Source organism: Nocardia fusca NBRC 14340, assembly GCF_001618425.1.
GTDB lineage: Bacteria > Actinomycetota > Actinomycetes > Mycobacteriales > Mycobacteriaceae > Nocardia > Nocardia fusca.
Map to the genome: position 1 here is coordinate 81301 of NZ_BDCU01000017.1, position 19040 is coordinate 100340.

Genomic DNA, 19040 nt, shown 5'->3' on the forward strand with positions numbered 1-19040 from the left:
GGCGCGGTCTCAGTAGTCGCGCCCGGTCAAGCCGCGGTAGACGAAGCGTGTCAGGCTTGCCACCGCTTCGTCGTCCGAGATCTGACCGCGCCCGGGGTGGCCCACCGGGGTGGCGCCGGGGGGCTCAGCCGAAGAAGACGTCGCCCAGCGTGGTCCAGCCGAGTACCGAATCGACGGCCAGGCCGCAGAACACCACCGCGAGATAGTTGTTGGACTGGAGGAACAACCGCAGCGGTTTGACCGATTCGCCCCGGCGCACCCCGGCGTAGAGCTGGTGGGCCATCAGCAGGAACCAGGCGCCGGCGACCAGGGCCACCGCCGTGTAGATCACCCCGGTGGCCGGGACCAGTGCCAGCGTGGTGAGCACGGTCAGCCAGGTGTAGACGACGATCTGTTTGGTGACGGTCTGTTCGGTGGCGACCACCGGCAGCATCGGCACCCCGGCCGCGCGGTAGTCCTCCTTGTAGCGCATGGCCAGCGCCCAGGTGTGCGGCGGCGTCCAGAAGAAGATCACGCCGAACAGCGCCAGGGCGGGCCAGCCGATGGTGCCGGTGACCGCCGACCAGCCGACGAGCGCGGGCATACACCCGGCCGCGCCACCCCAGACCACGTTCTGCGAGGTACGCCGTTTGAGGCCGAGGGTGTAGACGAAAACGTAGAACAGGATGGTCGCGACGACCAGCACACCGCTGAGCAGATTGGCCTGCCACCACAGCCAGGCGAACGAGCCGATACCCAGGACGAACCCGAAGACGAAGGCGTGCGAGGTCGGGACCGCGTCCCGGGCCAGCGGCCGTTTGGCGGTCCGCTTCATCACCTTGTCGATATCGGCGTCGGCGACGCAGTTGAGCGTATTGGCGCTGGCCGCGCCCATCCAGCCGCCGAACAGGGTCGCCAGGATCAGCCGGATATCGACCGCGCCGCGGTCGGCCAGCAGCATCGTGGGGATGGTGGCCACCAGCAACAGTTCGATGACGCGCGGTTTCGTCAGCGCGATATAGGCGAGCGGGCGGCGGGCGACGCGGGCGAGCTTCTCACTGCCGAGGACGCGGTCCGCGGGTGCCGGAGCGGAATCATGGGCGCCGCCGACCCCCGTGTCATGACCGATCCGCACTATCTCTCCTCGCACGCTGTGCTTCGCATCCGGTTTGGGAAGGAGCAGCGCGCGGCTGCGACGCGGCTACTACTACACACGATGGTAGACCCACGCCCGGTGCCCGCCGCCGCTCGCCCCTGTGCGCTTACCGGGGCGCCGCGTTCCGCCGTGCGCCGGGGCGCGGCCGGACACGGCGGCCATCGGGGGAACGACCGGCTCGCGCGACTGGCCGGGGGGCCTGCACGGGGGCGGCCGGTCGCAATTAGGGTAGGGGGTGTATGCGGCGCCACAGTCACCGCGCCGCACCGGTTCGCCACCCCGCCCGCCCCCAATTTCGACGCCTCGAAATGTCAGGAGAAACACGGTCGTGTCAGTGACAGACGACATCCGCGCCCTCACCCAGCCGAACCTTCCGGACGACTGGACGGATCTGGACACCAAAGCTGTCGACACCGTCCGGGTTCTGGCCGCCGACGCGGTGCAGGCCGCGGGCAACGGCCACCCCGGTACCGCCATGAGCCTGGCTCCGCTGGCCTACACACTGTTCCAGCGGACCATGCGGCACGACCCCGCCGACCCCGAGTGGGTGGGCCGCGACCGGTTCGTCCTGTCCTGCGGACACTCCAGCCTGACCCTCTACATCCAGCTGTACCTGGCCGGTTTCGGCCTGGAACTCGACGATCTGCGCAACCTGCGCAAATGGGGCTCGCTGACCCCCGGCCACCCGGAGTACCGGCACACCAAGGGCGTGGAGATCACCACCGGCCCACTGGGCCAGGGCCTGGCCTCGGCGGTGGGTATGGCCATGGCCGCCCGTCGTGAGCGCGGCCTGTTCGACGCCGACGCCGAGGCCGGGACCAGCCCGTTCGATCACCACATCTACGTGATCGCCTCCGACGGCGATATGGAAGAGGGCGTCACCTCCGAGGCGTCCTCCCTGGCGGGCACCCAGCAGCTCGGCAACCTGGTGGTGATCTACGACGACAACGAGATCTCCATCGAGGACGACACCACCATCGCCTTCACCGAGGACGTGGCGGCCCGGTACGCGGCCTACGGCTGGCATGTGCAGGTGGTGGAGGGCGGCGAGGACGTCGTCGCGATCGAGTCGGCGCTGGCGGCGGCCAAGGCCGAGATCGGTAAGCCGTCGCTGATTCTGCTGCGCACGATCATCGGCTATCCGGCCCCGAACAAGATGAACACCGGTGCCGCGCACGGCGCCGCGCTCGGCCCCGACGAAGTGGCCGCCACCAAGCGCGCCCTCGGTTTCGATCCCGAACAGAGCTTCCAGGTCGCCGACGAGGTCATCGCGCACACCCGCAAGGCCGCCGAACGCGGCGCGCGGGCGCACGCGGACTGGACCGTCGAATTCGACGCCTGGGCCCAGCGTGCGCCCGAGGCCAAGGCGTTGTTCGACCGGCTGTTCAACGGGCAGCTGCCCGCGGGCTGGGACGCAGGCCTGCCCACCTGGGAACCCGATGCCAAGGGTCTGGCCACCCGGAAGGCCTCGGCCAAGGTGCTGAGCGCCCTGGGTCCGGTACTGCCGGAGCTGTGGGGCGGGTCGGCCGACCTCGCCGAATCGAACAACACCACCATCCCGGATTCGCTCAGCTTCGGCCCCGAGGCCATTTCGACCGGTATGTGGAAGGCGAGCCCCTACGGCCGGACCCTGCACTTCGGCGTCCGTGAGCACGCCATGGGCTCCATCCTCAACGGCATCGCCCTGCACGGCCCCACCCGGCCCTACGGCGGCACCTTCCTGGTGTTCAGCGATTACATGCGCCCGGCCGTCCGCCTGGCCGCGCTGATGCGGGTGCCGGTCACCTATGTCTGGACCCACGATTCGATCGGTCTCGGCGAGGACGGCCCGACCCACCAGCCCATCGAGCACCTGGCCGCGCTGCGCGCCATCCCGGGCCTTTCGGTGGTCCGTCCCGGCGACGCCAACGAAACCGCGTACGCCTGGCGCACCGTGATCGAGAAGCACAGCGGTAAACACAATTCCCCGTTCGTCTCCAGCGACGCCGTGGGCACCGGCGGCCCGGCCGCACTCGCCCTGACCCGCCAGGACCTGCCGGTACTGGAGGGCACCAGCCTCGACGGTGTCGCCAAGGGCGGCTACATCCTGGCCGAGGCCTCCACCGGCGTACCGCAGGTGATCCTCATCGGTACGGGCTCCGAGCTCCAGCTCGCCGTCGCCGCCCGCACTACGCTGGAGGAGCAGGGCATCGGTACCCGGGTGGTCTCGATGCCGTGCGTGGAGTGGTTCGACGCGCAGGACAAGGCATATCGCGACGAGGTGCTGCCCCCGGCGGTTGCCGCTCGAGTCGTCGTCGAGGCCGGTATCGCGATGCCGTGGTACCGGTTCACCGGCGACGCGGGCGAGATCGTCTCGATCGAGCATTTCGGCGCCTCGGCCGATTACAAGACCCTGTTCCGCGAGTTCGGCTTCACGCCGGAGGCTGTCGTCGCCGCTGCGCAGCGCACGCTCGACAATGTGAAGGGATAAGGGCCCATGGCACAGAACGAGAACATCGCCGCCCTGGCCGCGGCCGGGGTATCGGTGTGGCTGGACGATCTGTCCCGCGATCGGATCAATTCCGGCAACCTGGCCGAAATGATCGCTACCCGCGGGGTCGTCGGAGTCACCACCAACCCCACTATTTTCCAGGGCGCCCTCAGCAAGGGCCACGCCTACGACGAACAGGTCCGTGAGCTGGCCGCCCGCGGCGCCGATGTCGACGCCGCGATCCGCACCATCACCACCGATGACGTCCGCGCGGCCTGTGATGTGCTGGCCCCCGTGTTCGAACGGACCGGCGGAGTGGACGGCCGGGTCTCCATCGAGGTGGATCCGCGGATGGCCTTCGACGCCGACAAGACCGTCGCCCAGGCGGTCGAACTGTGGAAGATCGTCGACCGGCCGAACCTGTTCATCAAGATCCCGGCCACCGAGGCGGGCCTGCCCGCCATCACCGCGGTGCTCGAGGAGGGCATCAGCGTGAACGTCACGCTGATCTTCTCGGTGCAGCGCTACCGCGCGGTCATGGGCGCCTACCTCGACGGGCTGCGCAAGGCGCGGGTCGCGGGGCACGATCTGGCCAAGATCCATTCGGTGGCCTCGTTCTTCGTCTCGCGGGTGGATACCGAGATCGACAAACGCCTCGAGGCGATCGGCACCCCGGAGGCGCTGGCCTTGCGCGGTAAGGCCGGCGTGGCCAACGCCCGCCTGGCCTACGCCGAGTACGAGGACGTTTTCGCCCCCGGCGGCAACCACGTCTCCACCTACGATCAGCTGGCCTCGGCCGGCGCCAATCGGCAGCGGCCGCTGTGGGCGTCGACCGGCGTGAAGAACCCCGATTACCCGGACACCCTCTACGTGACCGAACTGGTCGCGGCGAACACGGTGAACACGCTGCCGGAGAAGACGCTCGAGGCCGTCGCGGATCACGGCGAGGTCCGCGGGGACACCGTCTCCGGCAGGGCCGCCGAGGCCGCCGAGGTCTTCGATCGGTTGCGGGCGGCCGGTATCGATCTCGACGACGTCTTCGCCGTCCTCGAACGCGAGGGCGTGGACAAGTTCGAGAAGTCCTGGGAGGAACTGCTGGAGGCCACCACGGCCGAACTCCAGTCCGCCGCAGGAGGTAACTGACTCAGATGGCCGGCGCTCCGGAGAGCACACAGACGGCATCCGGCACCCCCTGGCGTAACCCGCTGCGGGACGGCCGGGACAAACGGATTCCGCGGATCGCGGGCCCGTGCAGCATGGTGATCTTCGGGGTCACCGGAGATCTGTCCCGGCGCAAACTCATGCCGGCCATCTACGATCTGGCGAACCGGGGGCTGCTGCCCCCGGGTTTCGCGCTGGTCGGATTCGCCCGCCGGGAGATGTCGGACCGGGATTTCGGCGAGATCGTGCACGAGGCCGTCCGCGAACACGCGCGCACCCCGTTCCGCCAGGAGGTCTGGGACCATCTGGCCGAGGGATTCCGGTTCGTACAGGGCACCTTCGAGGACGGCGAGGCGTTCGGCCGCCTCGCCGAAACCCTCGCCCGGCTCGACGACGAGCGCGGCACCGGCGGTAACCACGCCTTCTACCTGTCGATTCCGCCGAACACCTTCCCGGTGGTGCTGGATCAGCTGCACCGCCACCGGCTGACCAGTTCGGCGGCCGCGCTCGGCCGCGCGCCGTGGCGGCGGGTCGTGATCGAGAAACCGTTCGGACACGATCTCGACAGCGCACGCGAGTTGAACGCCCTGGTGAACCGGGTGTTCCCCGAGGAGACGGTCTTCCGGATCGACCACTATCTCGGCAAGGAGACGGTGCAGAACATCCTGGCGCTGCGTTTCGCCAACCAGCTGTTCGATCCGATCTGGAACGCCAACTACGTCGACCACGTCCAGATCACCATGGCCGAGGACATCGGTCTGGGCGGCCGGGCCGGATACTACGACGGTATCGGCGCCGCCCGCGATGTGATCCAGAACCACCTGCTGCAGTTGCTCGCGCTCACCGCCATGGAGGAGCCGATCAGCTTCGAACCCCGTCAGTTGCAGAACGAGAAGATCAAGGTCCTCTCGGCCACCAAACTCGTGGAACCGCTCGACGAGACCACCGCCCGCGGCCAGTACGCGGCCGGCTGGCAGGGCGGCCAGGAAGTGGTGGGCCTGCTGGACGAGGAGGGTTTCGATCCGCAGTCGCGCACCGAGACCTACGCCGCGCTGACCCTCGAGGTCGATACCCGGCGCTGGGCGGGGGTGCCGTTCTATCTGCGCACCGGGAAACGCCTGGGCCGCCGGGTCACCGAGATCGCGGTGGTGTTCAAACGCGCCCCGCATCTGCCGTTCGATCAGACGATGACCGCGGAGCTCGGCGAGAACGCGCTCGTCATCCGGGTGCAGCCGGACGAGGGCATCACCATGCGGTTCGGGTCGAAGGTGCCCGGGTCGTCGATGGAAGTGCGCGATGTGAACATGGACTTCAGCTACGGCGAGGCGTTCACCGAATCGTCCCCGGAGGCCTACGAGCGGCTGATCCTGGACGTGCTGCTCGGCGAGCCCTCCCTGTTCCCGGTCAACGCGGAGGTCGAATTGTCCTGGCGCATCCTGGATCCGGTACTGGCCCACTGGGCCGCCGACGGAAAACCCGAACAGTACGAGGCCGGGACCTGGGGCCCGGATTCCGCCGACGCGATGCTGGCCCGCACCGGCCGGGAATGGCGGCGGCCGTGATCATCGATATCCCCGACACCACGACCGGCGCGGTCACCAAACGCCTGGTGCAGCTGCGCGAGAGCAACGGTGTGATCACCATGGGCCGGGTGCTGACCCTGGTGGTGTGCACACTGGATAGTTCCGAGGCCGAGGAGGCCATCGACGCCGCCAACGACGCCAGCCGCGAACACCCCTGCCGGGTGGTGGTTCTCGCGCGCGGTGACCGGTCGGCACCGACCCGGTTGGACGCGCAGATCCGCGTCGGCGGGGACGCCGGCGCCGCCGAGGTGATCGTGCTGCGCCTGCAGGGGCAGCTGGTGAATCACGAGAACAGTGTGGTGATCCCGTTCCTGCTGCCCGATACCCCGGTGGTGGCGTGGTGGCCGCGGGGCGCCCCGGAGTTCCCGTCACGGGATTCGGTGGGCCGGTTGGCGACCCGGCGGATCACCGACGCCACCTTCGCCCCGGACCCGCAGGCGACGATCAAGAAACGTCGCGGCTCCTACGCGCCCGGTGATTCCGATCTGGCGTGGAGCCGGATCACCTACTGGCGGGCGCTGCTGGCCGCCGCGATGGACGAACCACCGTTCGAACCCGTCCAGTCGGTATCCGTCTCGGGTCTGCGCGACGAGCCCGCCCTGGACATGCTCGCGGGCTGGCTCGCCCGGCGACTGGGCTGCCCCGTGTATCGGCAGACCGGGGAGCTGCGGGTGGAATTGCGCCGGAAGTCGGTGTCCATCGCCATCGCGCGCCCGCAGACCGGTGTCACCGCCACCCTGACCCGCACCGGTGACCCGGTGCAGCGAATCGCGCTGGCGCGCCGTGAGACCCGCGACTGCCTGGCCGAGGAATTGCGCCGGCTGGACGCGGACGAGATCTATGCCGAGGCCCTGGCCGGAATCGAAGGGGTTACCTATGACCACTAGCTCCGCAGCCGCCGTCGAAATCCATGCCGACGGTGACGCTCTGACCACCGCCGCCGCCCGGCTGTTCGTCGAGATCCTGGTGGCCGCGCAGGCCGAACGCGGCTCGGCGTCGGTGGTGGTGACCGGCGGCGGGACCGGTATCACCCTGCTGGAGAAGGTCCGGGACGCTCCGGGCGCTCTCGACTGGTCGAAACTCGATGTGTTCTGGGGCGACGAACGCTTCGTGCCCGCCGGCGATCCGGAGCGCAACGAACTCCAGGCCCACCGGGCCCTGCTGGACCACGTCCCGGTGGACCCGGCCCGGATCCACACCGTGGCCACCTCCGACGGCGAATACCCCGACCCCGTCGAGGCCGCCGCCGAATACGCCACCGCCGTACGCGCCCATCTCGCCGCCCACGGCGCGTTCGATCTGCACCTGCTCGGGATGGGCCCGGACGGGCACATCAATTCGCTGTTCCCCGGTCATACCGACACGGTCGGGGAGGAACACGAATACGCCGTCGCGGTCACCGATTCCCCCAAACCACCGCCGGTGCGGGTCACGCTGACCTACCCGGCGATCCGCCGCTCCCGCCACGTGGTCCTGGTGGTCTCCGGCTCCGGGAAGGCCGAGCCCGTCGCGGCGGCGATGAACGGGGCAGACCCCTTGGAGATCCCGGCGGCGGGCGCGCACGGTGCGGAGTCGACCACCTGGCTGCTCGATGAGGACGCCGCCGCCGGACTAGGCTGACTGCGGCTCGCCGATCGCCGGTGGTTGCGCGCGAACCGCGGGAGCGGTGGCTGCCTTCGAGCTCTCGGCCCGGGCGGTGGTGAGGACGAAGCCGATCGCCAGGATGAACGCGGCCAGTGCGCAACCGGTCCGGAGGAAGTGGAACATCTCCCAGCGGTGCAGGATCTCGGCGTAATCGGCCGGTGGAGTTCCCACGGCCCACTGCTTGATGTGCTGGTTGATCGGGACGTTCCCGAATCGGGTCACCAGGAAAGAGGTGGTCACCAGCGCCGACGCGCTGCCGGCGAGCAGGCGCAGCCGCCCTCGCGAGCGCACGGCCGGCACCAGCGTGCTCAGTACGGCCAGACCCATCAGCGACTGCACGACCGGACCGTTCACCTGCATCAGGGCGGTGTGGAACGTGAAACGGACGTCGAGGGGGACCGCTCGGAACGCGTACAGCACGTTCACCGCGCCGTATCCGAAGGCCCCGGCCAGCAATCCGGGAAACAGCAGCGCTGCCGCGCGTGCGGGTGTCGACCACATCGGAACTCCCTTTCGATATCGCAACATCGAGTTGCGTTATCGTCAGCATGCCCGCCTCTCGCAAATATCGCAACAAGGAGTTGCAATGAATGCCGCATCCCTCGGCCGTGGGCCCAAGGTTCGCGCCGCCGTCCTGGCCGCAACCGTCGCCGAGTTGGGTGAGCACGGCTACGCCGCGTTCACCATCGAGAACGTCGCGCGGCGCACCGGCGTGCACAAGACCACCGTCTACCGCCGCTGGCCCGACCGCGACACCCTGATCGCCGAGGCACTGAGCGAGAGTGTCGCCACGGAACTCCCCATTCCCGACACCGGTTCGATTGACGACGATCTGCCTGCGCTGGCCCGCGGCCTGGTCGAATGGATCACCAGCCCGGCCGGCCGGGCGGTCCTCGCGGTGATGCCGACCGGGCCCACCGGCGCACCGACCCCGTCGGATCCCGTTCGTCACGTCTTTCGGGACCGCATCCGCCGAGCACTCCCGCCGGTCGCCCGGGCCGTCGCGCGCGGTGAGCTGCCGCCGCACACCGATCCCGCCGAATTGATCAAAGCCCTCGTGGCGCCCATCTACCTGCGTGTCGCGATCACCGGCGAAAAGGTGGACGACCGCACCGCCGACCGGGCGGCGGCGGTGGCGCTCACCGCCGCGCGCGCCGGTCTCTTCGCCGAGGATCCGTCGCCACGACCGTGAACCGCCGGAATCCACACCTCGGCCCGGCGTCCCCTCGGCACGACGTCCGGCCGGCCAACCCGGACGCTGCCGACGCCCCGGTCCCGAACGGAATCGCTTCGGCCGCCCCGGTCGCGAAGGGAATCGCTCGCCGACAGCACACCGCGCACCCTGTCGCCGAGTTTCGCGCCACCGGGCGTCGCGACCATGGCGGAGCTGCCGAGCCGCGGCCGCAGCCGGGCGCCGACTGCGGGAGTCGGGCGGCACCCGGGCGTCGGTCCGGGATCATCTCTCAGTCGGTCGGCGCAGCGCCCGGACGGGGCAATCCCAGCGATGCCACGAGGTCCAGCATTTCGGCATGGTGCAGCGCCGCGGGATCCCGCGCGACCGGATGGATATGGCCGTCGACCTCCAGGGCCACCAGACCGTGCATACGACCCCACACTCGTAGCGCCAGCGCAGCCGCGGCCGGGGTCACCTCCGGGATGTCCTCGCGAACCTTCGCCACATAGTCGGGGTGCAGTTCGGCCCAGGAGTTGCTCTCGGACAGAGGCGGTTCGGCGGCGGCCACCAGCCGGGTGAGTTGGCGGCAGACGCGGCGCGCGGTGCGATCCACCGGACCGTCCTCCGGCGGACGGTAGCCGGGGACGGGTTGCCCGTAGAACAGCCGGAACCCTTCCGGGTTCGCCAGCGCCCAGGTGCGCAGCGCACCACCCCAGGCCACCAGCCTGCCGGCCGGATCGTTCTCGGGCACGGCGTCGACCGCCACCCGCAGTGACTCCGCCAAAGATTCGCCGATACCCCGGATCAGTGCGGTGATCAGATCGTCCCGGGTCGGAAAGTAGCTGTAGATGGCACGTGCGGTCATGCCCATCTCCCGGGCGATACCGCGTAGCGAAATCGCGCCCGGCCCTTCCTCGGCCAGCTGCCGCAGCGCGATGGATTCGATCTCCCGGGTGGTTTCCGCGCGCAGCCGTGCCCGGCGGCTCGGCACGCCCGTATCGATCTCGACCACCTTGACAGGATACAGAGCATCAATACTCTTACCCGTGTCATTACTACACGCCGTGTACTCACAGATCGGAACGGTATGCCCGCCTATGTGATAGCCAATGTGGAGGTCCTCGACGAGGAGGCAGGCCGGGCCTACGCTCCCGTCGCCCAGCAGTCGATACTCGAATACGGTGGCCGATACCTGGTCGCCGGACCCACATCCGGCACCGTCGAAGGCAGCTGGGATCTACCCCGGCTGGTGATCATCGAATTCCCCCATATGGACCGGATCCGGGAGTGGTACGACTCCCCCGGGTATCGCGAAGCCCGCCGGATCCGCGAGGGCAAGATGCGGATACGACTGCTGTTCACCGAGGGCACCCCACCCGAGGGCTTCATGCTCCCGTCCTGAGTCCACGGCCGAGCGCCGGCCATCGCCCGGCGCCGGGGTCACCGGAAGCGCCCACCGCGCGGGCGCCGGCGAAAACGCCTGCACCAGGCGCGCAGCGGCCGCGGAGCCTTCTGTTCCCGGGCGGCCCGGGGACAGACGATCAGCAACGCCGCGGCGGCGCACCCGAGCCGGTGCGACACGATGCGGTCCGGTAACCACCCGGTCACCGACTTCGCGCCCTAGGCTGGTGTAGTGAGGACCCGGTGAGTATCCAGGACCCCGACCAGCGGTTCCGCGCGGAGATCGCAGCGCTGCGCGCCCCCGCGCCGACGCCCTCAGTTCAGGCCCTGCCTCCGGGGTTCACCGGACAGGACTTCGTGGAGTTGTTCGAGGCCCAGGTGCTGAGCCGGCAGGCCGATTTCGCCGCGCGGCGGTTGGGTGCGAGCGGGCGGGGTTTCTACAGCATCGGTTCGTCGGGACACGAGGGCAATGTCGCGCTGTCGGCGGCGAGCCGGATCACCGATCCCGCTCTGCCGCACTATCGTTCGGGCGCCTTCTTCGTCCATCGCGCCCGCCGGGCCGGCGTGCCGGACCCGGTGCGCGATATCCTGCTGGGCGTGGTGGCCGCCGCGACCGACCCCATTTCCGGGGGCCGGCACAAGGTGTTCGGCAGCGCGGTGGCCAATATCGTCCCGCAGACCTCCACCATCGCCTCGCAGCTGCCGCGTGCGGTCGGGCTCGCGTTCGCTCTCGAGCGCGCCGACCGGCTCGGAGTGCCCTGTCCGTGGCCGTCGGACGCGGTGGTGCTCTGCGGTTTCGGGGATGCCTCGGCCAATCATTCGACCGCGGCGGGCGCGATCAACGCCGCCGTCCACACCGCGCATCTCGGCGTTCCCGTCCCGGTGCTGTTCGTCTGCGAGGACAACGGAATCGGGATCAGTGTGCCCACCCCGCCCGATTGGATCGAGCACGCCTACGGGCACCGGCCGGGACTGCGCTGGTTCGGGGCCGACGGCTGCGATCTCCGCGACGCGGTGGCCGGCGCCGTGGCGGCGGTGGACTGGGTACGCGCCCACCGCCGTCCGGCGTTTCTGCACCTGCGTACGGTGCGACTGTTCGGGCACGCCGGATCCGATGTGGAGAGCGCCTACCGCGACACCGCCGCGATCGAGGCCGGCCTGGCGCGCGATCCGGTCACCGCTACGGCGCGACTCCTGATCACGGCCGGTATCCGTACCCCGTGCGAACTGCTCGACCACTACGACCGCCTCGCCGAGCAAGTGGCCGCAACCGCAGACGAAGTGTCTGGCGAACCGAAACTCACCACCGCGGACGAGGTACTCGCACCGCTGGCCCCGGACCATCCGGACGACGAGACACCGCGCCGGAGTCCCCGCCCGCCGGCGACCGCCGGGCTCTCCACCGCGCCCCACCCGGCAGAAGACGAGCCCCGTGACACAACGGAAGGCGAGGACGAAGCGGACAGCGCGCCGGACATGCCCCGGCAGACCCTGGCGCAGGCGATCAACCGCACCCTCGCCGACCTGCTCGCCCGCGAGCCCGATGTCCTCGTCTTCGGCGAGGATGTCGCCCGCAAAGGCGGCGTCTACGGCGTGACCAGAGGGCTGCGCAAACGGTTCGGTCCCCGGCGGGTGTTCGATACCCTCCTCGACGAGCAGAGCATCCTCGGCACGGCGCTGGGCGCCGGACTCGCGGGGTTCGTGCCGATTCCGGAAATCCAGTACCTGGCCTACGTGCACAACGCGCTGGACCAGCTGCGCGGCGAGGCGGCGACCCTGTCCTTCTTCTCGGCCGGCCGCTACCGCAACCCGATGGTGGTGCGTATCGCCGGCTACGCCTACCAGCGCGGGTTCGGCGGACACTTCCACAACGACAATTCCGTTGCCGCGCTGTGCGATATACCCGGCGTGATCGTGGCGTCGCCGGCCCGGCCGGACGATGCCGCGGCCGCGCTGCGCACCTGCGTCGCCGCCGCCCGCGCGAACGGCCGGGTCTGTGTTTTCCTGGAGCCCATCGCCCTCTACCACACCCGAGACCTGTACGAACCCGACGACGGGCAGTGGGCGGCGGCCGACGCGGAAACCGCCTCCGCGCCGATCGGCCGGGCCCGCGTCTACGGCGACGGAACGGATCTGACGATCGTCGCCTTCGCCAATACGGTACCGATGAGCCTGCGCGTGGCCCGCCGCCTGGCGCGGCGCGGTATCGGCGCGCGCGTCCTCGATCTGCGCTGGCTCGCCCCGCTCCCGCACGCCGACCTGATCCAGCACGCCGAGGCCACGGGGCGGGTCCTGGTCGCCGACGAGACCCGGCGCAGCGGCGGCGTCTCCGAATCCGTGTGCACGGCACTGGTGGACGCCGGTTTCACCGGCACACTGGCCCGGGTCACCAGCGCGGACAGTTTCGTACCGCTGGGGCCCGCCGCCGCGACCGTCCTGCTGAGCGAGGCCGATATCGAGGCCGCCGCCGACCGTTCGCTCTCCCCGAGGTGATCCACCGCGCCACAGGTCACCGGTCGATACCGAGATCGAACGCCGCGAGATAAGTGTCGCCCTGCCGCCCGATCGCACAGCCGGGCCCGGACCAGCACGGGAACCAGCCGCAGCAGAACCAGCCGCATCGGGACCGGCACCAGAACACCCGGGCCGAACCATCCGAACGGCCACGGCTTCTGGTTCCTCGGCCGGTGGGTGCCGCTGCCCTGGTGACCCGAGAGGGTTCACACCCGCGACCGGACCGGTCGTGACGCCCGGCCCCCGCGACGGAGCCCTGTCACCACCGATCCCACCGCGGGGCCGCGTTCGTCCGAGTGGGAGCCGCACCGGGAACGGTGGCCGCCGCAGCCCGTTGACATTCACCCTGTTGCGCACAGCGGTAGTACGCTCCGCCCTCAGGGCCGGCCCGCCCCCGGCGCGGGCGCGGGGAAGGCCACCACCCGACCGGTGGGTTCGGGTGTCTCCGCGCCGTACTCCTGGCCGACCACGAAGAGCCGGGGGCGGTCGGGGTCACGGTCGAGCACACAGGCGAAAGCACCGCGGTCGAATTCCACGGTGCCCAGGACCGCGCCGCCTTCGGCCACCCGGACGCAGTGCCGGTTGCCCACATCCGCGTACCAGGCCGCGCCGTCGGTATCGAGGCAGATACCGTCGGGATGGTCGCCGGGCGTGGCTGCCCAGACCCGGCGGCCGGCGAGATCACCCGAGGGCGTGATGTCGTAGGCAGTGAGTCGCTCGGCATAGGATTCGGCGACGATCAGGGTGGCGCCGTCCGCGGTGATCGCCATACCGTTCGGGAACGCGAGATCGTCGGCGACCCGGCGCACCGTACCGGCCGGAGTCACCAGCACGACGAACCCTGGCGCGAACTCCCCGCCGGGGAAATCGAATCCGATGGTGTTGACGTAGGCGTTGCCCCGGGCGTCGACGACGATATCGTTCCACGGTGCATCCGTCTCACCGGCGAGATCGGCATGGGTCACCAGGCTGCCGCCGGGTTCGCGCCGCAGCAGGCGCCGCCGGCCCGAATCGACGATCAGCAGCCGCCCGTCGGGCAGGAAGTCGATACACATCGGGAACGAGGGCACAGAGGCGATCACCTCACCATGTCCCGGGCCGTCCACCGCGATCACCTGGTTCGCGCCCCAGTCGGAGAACCACAGCCGGCCCTCGTGCCAGCGTGGCGATTCACCGAACACGACTCCCTCGAGTACTACCTCTGGTGTCTCCATGTGATATCCCTTCGTTCGCCGGTGGTGATACCGACCCGGCGACTGCCCGGAATTCATCGCTCGGCGCGGCCGTGGTGCGCGGCGGCGGGCTCGCGATCAGCCGATTCCGTAGGTGGCGAGGGCGTCGAGCAGGGCGCGCGGCCGCTGATCGGTCGGTAGTGGATCGACGAGTTCGACCAGGCAGCCGATCTCGGCGGCGGCGCCGTCGGCCTCGGCGCTGTCCCCGATCATCAACGTCTCGCCCGGCGGTACACCGAGGCGTGCGCAGGCCAACGCGAACAGCCGCGGATCCGGTTTCACGGCGCCTTCGCGATACGAGAGCACGAATTCGCGCACGTAGTCGGCCGTTCCGGCGCGTTCGAAAGCCGGCCGGATATCCCAGGCGATATTGCTGAGGACCGCGACCGGCAACTCGAGACCCGCCACCACCTTCAATGCGGCCGCCGTATCCGGGTACGGGGTCCACGCGCCGGCCGATATCAGCTGGTCGTAGAGATAGCCCGGGTTACCGACCCCGGACCCTTCCAGTCTTTCCACCCATCCGGCCCCATTCACGGCCCGGCTGCGCGAAGTCCTGCACGATGCCGGACGCGCGGCGCCCGGCGACAGCCGCCCACAACGACCGACCGGCGATATCCGGCACGGCGTGGTGTAGTTCCGGCCTATCCGGCGAACTCACAGCCCCCAGGGCGGACGTTCCGATGGCTACTTTCCGGTGAGCTCCCCGAGCGCGCCCAGCAAGAATCCGTTCACTGCGTCCGTCGCCTCCAATTGCACCAGATGACCGGCGCTCGGCACCGAGTGCACGGCACGCAGATCCGGAAGCAGCGCGCGCATCGTGTCGAGCGGGTCGCGGCCACTGAACCCTTCCATATCGGGGTCGTTCTCGCCGTAGACGAAGTACACCGGGACCGTGGGTACCGCCTCGGCATACTCGGCCGTCAGTTCCCAGTTGCGATCGATGGCCCGGTACCAGTTCAGGCCGCCGGTGAACCCGGTGCGCTCGAAATCTCCGGCCAGGGTGTCGAATTCGTCCTCCGAAAGCCATGACCAGGGCAGTTGCGGCGCCGCGGGCAGCGCATCGATATAGCGGGTTCCCGGCGGGTTCTTCCACACGTCGAGATAGTGGAAATCCCCGCTGAGCGCGAAGTAGACCCGGGAAAGGAATTCGCGTGGCCGTTCGGCCAGATGCGCGTCGGCCACGCCGGGTTCCTGAAAATACTGCAGGTGCAGGAAATGCCGCTCGGCCATCTTCCCCCAGTAGTACCCGGGCGGTTTCGGGGCGCGCGGGGCGAAGGGGTTGTTCAGGATCACCAGGCCGCGCACCCGCTCCGGCGCGCGCAGCGCGAGCTCCCACAGCAGGGCCGCGCCGAAATCGACGCCCACGAAAACCGCCTGGTCGGCGTCGATATCGTCGAGCAACGCGAGCAGGTCACCGACCACGGCCTCGTTGGTGTAGTCGTCGATCGACTCCGGCGCGCCGGTCCGGCCCGCGCCGCGCAAGTCGGGGGCCAGGGCCCGGTATCCGGCGGCGCCGGCCGCGGCGAGCTGGCGGTGCCAGACGTACCAGGTGTGCGGGAATCCGTGGCAGAAGATCACCGGGTGGCCCCGGCCCTGTTCGGCGACATGCATCCGCACGCCGCCGGTGTCGACGAACCGGTGTGTCGGCTCCACCGCACCTCCCGAATACTAGAACGCGTTACAGTTTCACGGTAACGTCCCGGGACTGTGAGCGGAACACCACACCCCCTGAAGAACCGGATCGCGGTCGTCACCGGCGCCAGTCGCGGGATCGGCAAAGGTATCGCCCTCGAGCTGGGCGCCGCCGGCGCGACCGTCTACGTGACCGGACGATCGGAGCGGCCGGGCAGGCTCCCGGGCACCGTGGGCGAAACGGCCGCGCGGATCGACGAACTCGGTGGCACCGGCGTGCCGGTGGTCTGCGATCACCGCGACGACGAGGCGACCGCCGCGCTCTTCGAACGGATCGGCAACGACCACGACCGGCTCGACATCCTGGTGAACAACGTCTACAACTCCCCCGCCGCCGCCCGCTGGCTCGGCCGCAAATTCTGGGAGGTGCCACCCGCGGCGTGGGACGAAACCTTCGAGGTGGGCGTTCGCTCGCATTACGCGGCCGCCGTCTACGCCGCGCCGCTGCTGCTGAAGGGCTCCGGCTTGATCGTCAATGTCTCTTCGCCGGGTTCCCAGCGGTATATGCACAACGCCGTGTACGGAGTCGCCAAGACCGCACTCGACCGCATGACCGCCGATTTCGCGCGCGACCTCGCCGGCACCGAGGTGACGGCGGTCTCGATCTGGCCGGGCATCGTCGACACCGAACTACTGCAGATGGTGCCCGCCGACGCGGACGGCAACCGGGTGGTGACACTTCCCGGAGAGGGCAGTTTCGACCTGAACCAGGCGGAGACCCCGCGGTTCGCGGGCCGTGCGGTGGTGGCCCTCGCCACCGACCCCGAACGCGGGAAACGATCCGGGCAGGCCTGGAAGGTCGCCGATCTGGCCGGCGACTACGGGTTCACCGATGTGGACGGGAGAGTCCCCCGCCACGACTGACCGGCAGGTCAGGCGAATTTGATCTCCAGCCCGATCCCCAGGATCGCGATGAACCAGACCATGCCGGTGAAGATGGTGATGCGGTTGAGGTTCTTCTCGGCGACGGTCGACCCTGACAGGCTCGACTGCATCCCACCACCGAACAGGCTGGACAGACCTCCGCCCTTGGCCCGGTGCAGCAGCACCAGCAGCACCAGCAGCAGGCTGGTGACGATCAGGAGGATATCCAGGAACATCCGCATGCCGGACAGTCTAGAGGGTGCGACGGAGCGAATCCCATTCGCCGTCCGAGCACGGCCGCCGCGAACGCGAAGCTACGCACATGCGCACGGCCGGAGGCGAATGCCGAGGTACGCAGGACGCGCACGGCCGGAGCGAATGCCGAGGTACGCAGGACGCGCACGGCCGGAGCGAATGCGGAGGTACGCCTATGGCCGCGGTTCCACCGATACCAGGTGGGTGAGCGTCTCATCGTGCGCGAACTCCGACACCGCGCGCTCACGCATCAGATCCTGGGCCGTCAGCCGCACCTTGTGCTGCTGCATGTGCTCGGACCAGGACCGCACCACGAATGCCTCCACATAGCGGTCCGCACTGCCCACATCGCGGTACACCCGCCATTCCATCGCGCCGGTGCGCTGCCGTGACCGCCCCACGAAGCTCATGGCCGCCAGGAATTCCGGCACCTTGTCCGCCGGGACGTCGTAGTCCTTGAGCACCAGTACCGGGCCGTCGTCGGGGTCCGGTTCCACCACCAGTTGCGGTTCCGGCCAGTACGCGTGCGGCGTCAGATCGAATCCGGGCGTGAACTGCCGCAGCGGCAGCCAGATCGTGCTGACCGCGCACCCCCCGAGCAGCACCGCCGCCACCAGCAGTGCGGTCACCGCGCCGTAGGCCCCGGCGACCAGGCCCCACACCACGGAGCCGATCGCCTGCCCGGCCATGAACACCAGCAGGTACACCGATAGTCCCCGGGCCCGGACCCAGCCGGGTAGCAGCAACTGCATGGTCGCGTTCATCGTGGCCAGGGTCAGCAGCCAGGACGCCCCCGCGAAGACGAGTAGAAGCAGCACCAGCGCCTCCACCCGCAGCAGCGCGGTACCGCAGCAGGCGATTCCGAACACCACCGCGGCGACCGCGACCTGCTGGGTCGGAGACAGCAGGGCCCGCACCCGGGCCAGGCCCAGCGCGCCGAGGACCGCGCCCACGCCGAGCGCGCCCAGCATGAGGCCGTACCCGGAGGAACCGAGACCGAGCTGGTTGCGCGCGATTACCGGTAGCAGCGACCACAGCGCGCTGGCGGGCGCGACGAACAGGGCGGTGCGCAGCAGAACGCGCCGGATCGCGGGCGCGGATTTGATGAAGCGGGTCCCCGCCTGCAGGGCCGCCAACGGCCGTTCACTGGGCAGCTCCTTGGCCACCCGCGGCCGCCGCCAGAACAGCAGCGCCGCGACGATCGCGGCGAACGATACGGCATTGAGCGCGAATACCAGTGCGGGACCCGACAGGGCGACCAGGACACCGGCGATGGCCGGTCCCACCGCCCGGCCGATGTTCATATTCATACTGCCGAGCGCGGCGGCCGAGGGAATCTGATCCCGGGGCACCAGTTCGGGCTGGATCGCCTGCCAGGCGGGCCCCACCACCGCCTGGCCGCAGCCGAGCAGGAACAGCAGTGTAAGCAGTACCGAGGGAGTGGTGTGCCCGGTGGCGGTGGATACCGCCAGCGTGATCGCCAGCACCGCCATAGTGGTTTGCGCGCCGAGCAGCAGGCGGCGGCGATCCAGCAGGTCGGCCAGTACCCCGGACGGGATGGCCAGGATCATCACCGGCAGTGTCGTCGCGGTCTGCACGAAGGAGACCAGCGCGGCGGCATTGGGTTCGTCGACCATCACCCACTGCGCCCCGACCATCTGCATCCAGGTGCCCAGATTGGAGACCAGTTGCGCGATCCACAGCGCCCGATAGACCCGCGACCGCAATGGCGCCCAAGTGGAAACTGGTTTCGCTGCGGCTGTAGTCACTCGGGACAGCATAGCGTCGCGCTCTGACCGGTCCGCCGAGCGAACGGACCCGCGATCGGTATCCCGGCGGGGCACAGGGCCGGCCCGCATCGGCCCGGCGCCGGAGCCTGCCGGGCCGCGAACCGGCTCCACGCGCAACCGTG

At 69.6% G+C, this 19040-nt stretch carries 17 protein-coding genes; 9 read left to right on the top strand and 8 right to left on the bottom strand.

The window, feature by feature from the left end; all coding sequences use genetic code 11:
• Positions 1-124: 124 nt before the first annotated feature.
• Complete coding sequence (locus NF4_RS06810; protein WP_063126452.1) at positions 125-1114, bottom strand: heme o synthase; 990 nt, start codon at positions 1112-1114, stop codon at positions 125-127.
• 349 nt (positions 1115-1463) lie between these two features.
• On the opposite strand from NF4_RS06810, the gene tkt reads away from it, so the two are divergent.
• From tkt to pgl, 5 genes are read left to right on the top strand one after another with little or no spacing between them, the layout of a single operon-like run.
• Entirely contained in the window at positions 1464-3605 is a 2142-nt protein-coding gene (gene tkt / locus NF4_RS06815) for a transketolase (RefSeq protein ID WP_063126453.1), read from the top strand.
• A gap of 6 nt (positions 3606-3611) precedes the next feature.
• A complete protein-coding gene (gene tal, locus NF4_RS06820) occupies positions 3612-4748 on the top strand; it encodes a transaldolase (protein WP_063126454.1) in 1137 nt (378 codons plus the stop codon).
• Positions 4749-4753: 5 nt separating this feature from the next.
• A complete protein-coding gene (zwf, locus tag NF4_RS06825; protein ID WP_063126455.1) occupies positions 4754-6328 on the top strand; it encodes a glucose-6-phosphate dehydrogenase in 1575 nt (524 codons plus the stop codon).
• A complete protein-coding gene (opcA, locus tag NF4_RS06830; RefSeq protein WP_198165246.1) occupies positions 6325-7236 on the top strand; it encodes a glucose-6-phosphate dehydrogenase assembly protein OpcA in 912 nt (303 codons plus the stop codon). The genes zwf and opcA overlap by 4 nt, the downstream gene beginning before the upstream one ends.
• A complete protein-coding gene (pgl, locus tag NF4_RS06835) occupies positions 7226-7969 on the top strand; it encodes a 6-phosphogluconolactonase (protein WP_063126457.1) in 744 nt (247 codons plus the stop codon). Before opcA ends, pgl begins: the two co-directional genes overlap by 11 nt.
• Here the strand turns inward: pgl and NF4_RS06840 are convergent.
• On the bottom strand, positions 7961-8494 hold the full coding sequence (locus NF4_RS06840; protein ID WP_063126458.1) for an anthrone oxygenase family protein: 534 nt from the start codon (positions 8492-8494) through the stop codon (positions 7961-7963). The genes pgl and NF4_RS06840 overlap by 9 nt on opposite strands.
• A gap of 85 nt (positions 8495-8579) precedes the next feature.
• Here NF4_RS06840 and NF4_RS06845 point away from each other — a divergent pair, with 85 nt between their 5' ends.
• Positions 8580-9185 carry a TetR/AcrR family transcriptional regulator gene (locus NF4_RS06845; protein ID WP_063126459.1) on the top strand — a complete coding sequence of 202 codons (606 nt, stop codon included), beginning with the start codon at positions 8580-8582 and terminating at the stop codon, positions 9183-9185.
• 271 nt (positions 9186-9456) lie between these two features.
• Here NF4_RS06845 and NF4_RS06850 read toward each other — a convergent pair whose 3' ends face one another.
• Positions 9457-10179: a TetR/AcrR family transcriptional regulator gene (locus NF4_RS06850; protein WP_232330341.1), complete on the bottom strand. Its 723-nt coding sequence runs from the start codon at positions 10177-10179 to the stop codon at positions 9457-9459.
• Positions 10180-10254: 75 nt separating this feature from the next.
• On the opposite strand from NF4_RS06850, the gene NF4_RS06855 reads away from it, so the two are divergent.
• Both NF4_RS06855 and NF4_RS06860 read left to right on the top strand, forming a co-directional pair.
• The gene (locus NF4_RS06855) at positions 10255-10569 is read left to right on the top strand and encodes a DUF1330 domain-containing protein (RefSeq protein ID WP_063126461.1); all 315 of its coding nucleotides are present in this window, start codon (positions 10255-10257) and stop codon (positions 10567-10569) included.
• A gap of 242 nt (positions 10570-10811) precedes the next feature.
• On the top strand, positions 10812-13061 hold the full coding sequence (locus NF4_RS06860; protein ID WP_063126462.1) for a thiamine pyrophosphate-dependent enzyme: 2250 nt from the start codon (positions 10812-10814) through the stop codon (positions 13059-13061).
• 398 nt (positions 13062-13459) lie between these two features.
• Here NF4_RS06860 and NF4_RS06865 read toward each other — a convergent pair whose 3' ends face one another.
• The 3 genes from NF4_RS06865 to NF4_RS06875 all read right to left on the bottom strand — a co-directional run bounded on the left by NF4_RS06865 (position 13460) and on the right by NF4_RS06875 (position 15928).
• The gene (locus NF4_RS06865) at positions 13460-14296 is read right to left on the bottom strand and encodes an SMP-30/gluconolactonase/LRE family protein (RefSeq protein WP_063126463.1); all 837 of its coding nucleotides are present in this window, start codon (positions 14294-14296) and stop codon (positions 13460-13462) included.
• 96 nt (positions 14297-14392) lie between these two features.
• Complete coding sequence (locus tag NF4_RS06870; RefSeq protein WP_063126464.1) at positions 14393-14833, bottom strand: HAD family hydrolase; 441 nt, start codon at positions 14831-14833, stop codon at positions 14393-14395.
• A 168-nt stretch (positions 14834-15001) separates the two neighbouring features.
• A complete protein-coding gene (locus NF4_RS06875; protein WP_063126814.1) occupies positions 15002-15928 on the bottom strand; it encodes an alpha/beta fold hydrolase in 927 nt (308 codons plus the stop codon).
• A gap of 96 nt (positions 15929-16024) precedes the next feature.
• Here NF4_RS06875 and NF4_RS06880 point away from each other — a divergent pair, with 96 nt between their 5' ends.
• A complete protein-coding gene (locus NF4_RS06880) occupies positions 16025-16873 on the top strand; it encodes an SDR family NAD(P)-dependent oxidoreductase (RefSeq protein ID WP_063126465.1) in 849 nt (282 codons plus the stop codon).
• An 8-nt stretch (positions 16874-16881) separates the two neighbouring features.
• On the opposite strand, the gene secG is transcribed toward NF4_RS06880, so the two are convergent.
• Both secG and NF4_RS06890 read right to left on the bottom strand, forming a co-directional pair.
• Positions 16882-17115: a preprotein translocase subunit SecG gene (secG, locus tag NF4_RS06885; protein WP_030521441.1), complete on the bottom strand. Its 234-nt coding sequence runs from the start codon at positions 17113-17115 to the stop codon at positions 16882-16884.
• A gap of 186 nt (positions 17116-17301) precedes the next feature.
• Positions 17302-18909: an MFS transporter gene (locus NF4_RS06890; RefSeq protein ID WP_157120037.1), complete on the bottom strand. Its 1608-nt coding sequence runs from the start codon at positions 18907-18909 to the stop codon at positions 17302-17304.
• Between the last annotated feature and the right edge of the window lie 131 nt (positions 18910-19040).

Coding starts and splice junctions, on each gene's coding strand:
- tal (WP_063126454.1), top strand. CDS start 3,612: ATGGCACAGAACGAGAACATCGCCGCCCTGGCCGCGGCCGGGGTATCG.
- zwf (WP_063126455.1), top strand. CDS start 4,754: ATGGCCGGCGCTCCGGAGAGCACACAGACGGCATCCGGCACCCCCTGG.
- pgl (WP_063126457.1), top strand. CDS start 7,226: ATGACCACTAGCTCCGCAGCCGCCGTCGAAATCCATGCCGACGGTGAC.
- NF4_RS06840 (WP_063126458.1), bottom strand. CDS start 8,494: ATGTGGTCGACACCCGCACGCGCGGCAGCGCTGCTGTTTCCCGGATTG.
- NF4_RS06845 (WP_063126459.1), top strand. CDS start 8,580: ATGAATGCCGCATCCCTCGGCCGTGGGCCCAAGGTTCGCGCCGCCGTC.
- NF4_RS06855 (WP_063126461.1), top strand. CDS start 10,255: ATGCCCGCCTATGTGATAGCCAATGTGGAGGTCCTCGACGAGGAGGCA.
- NF4_RS06865 (WP_063126463.1), bottom strand. CDS start 14,296: ATGGAGACACCAGAGGTAGTACTCGAGGGAGTCGTGTTCGGTGAATCG.
- NF4_RS06875 (WP_063126814.1), bottom strand. CDS start 15,928: ATGCATGTCGCCGAACAGGGCCGGGGCCACCCGGTGATCTTCTGCCAC.
- secG (WP_030521441.1), bottom strand. CDS start 17,115: ATGCGGATGTTCCTGGATATCCTCCTGATCGTCACCAGCCTGCTGCTG.
- NF4_RS06890 (WP_157120037.1), bottom strand. CDS start 18,909: ATGCTGTCCCGAGTGACTACAGCCGCAGCGAAACCAGTTTCCACTTGG.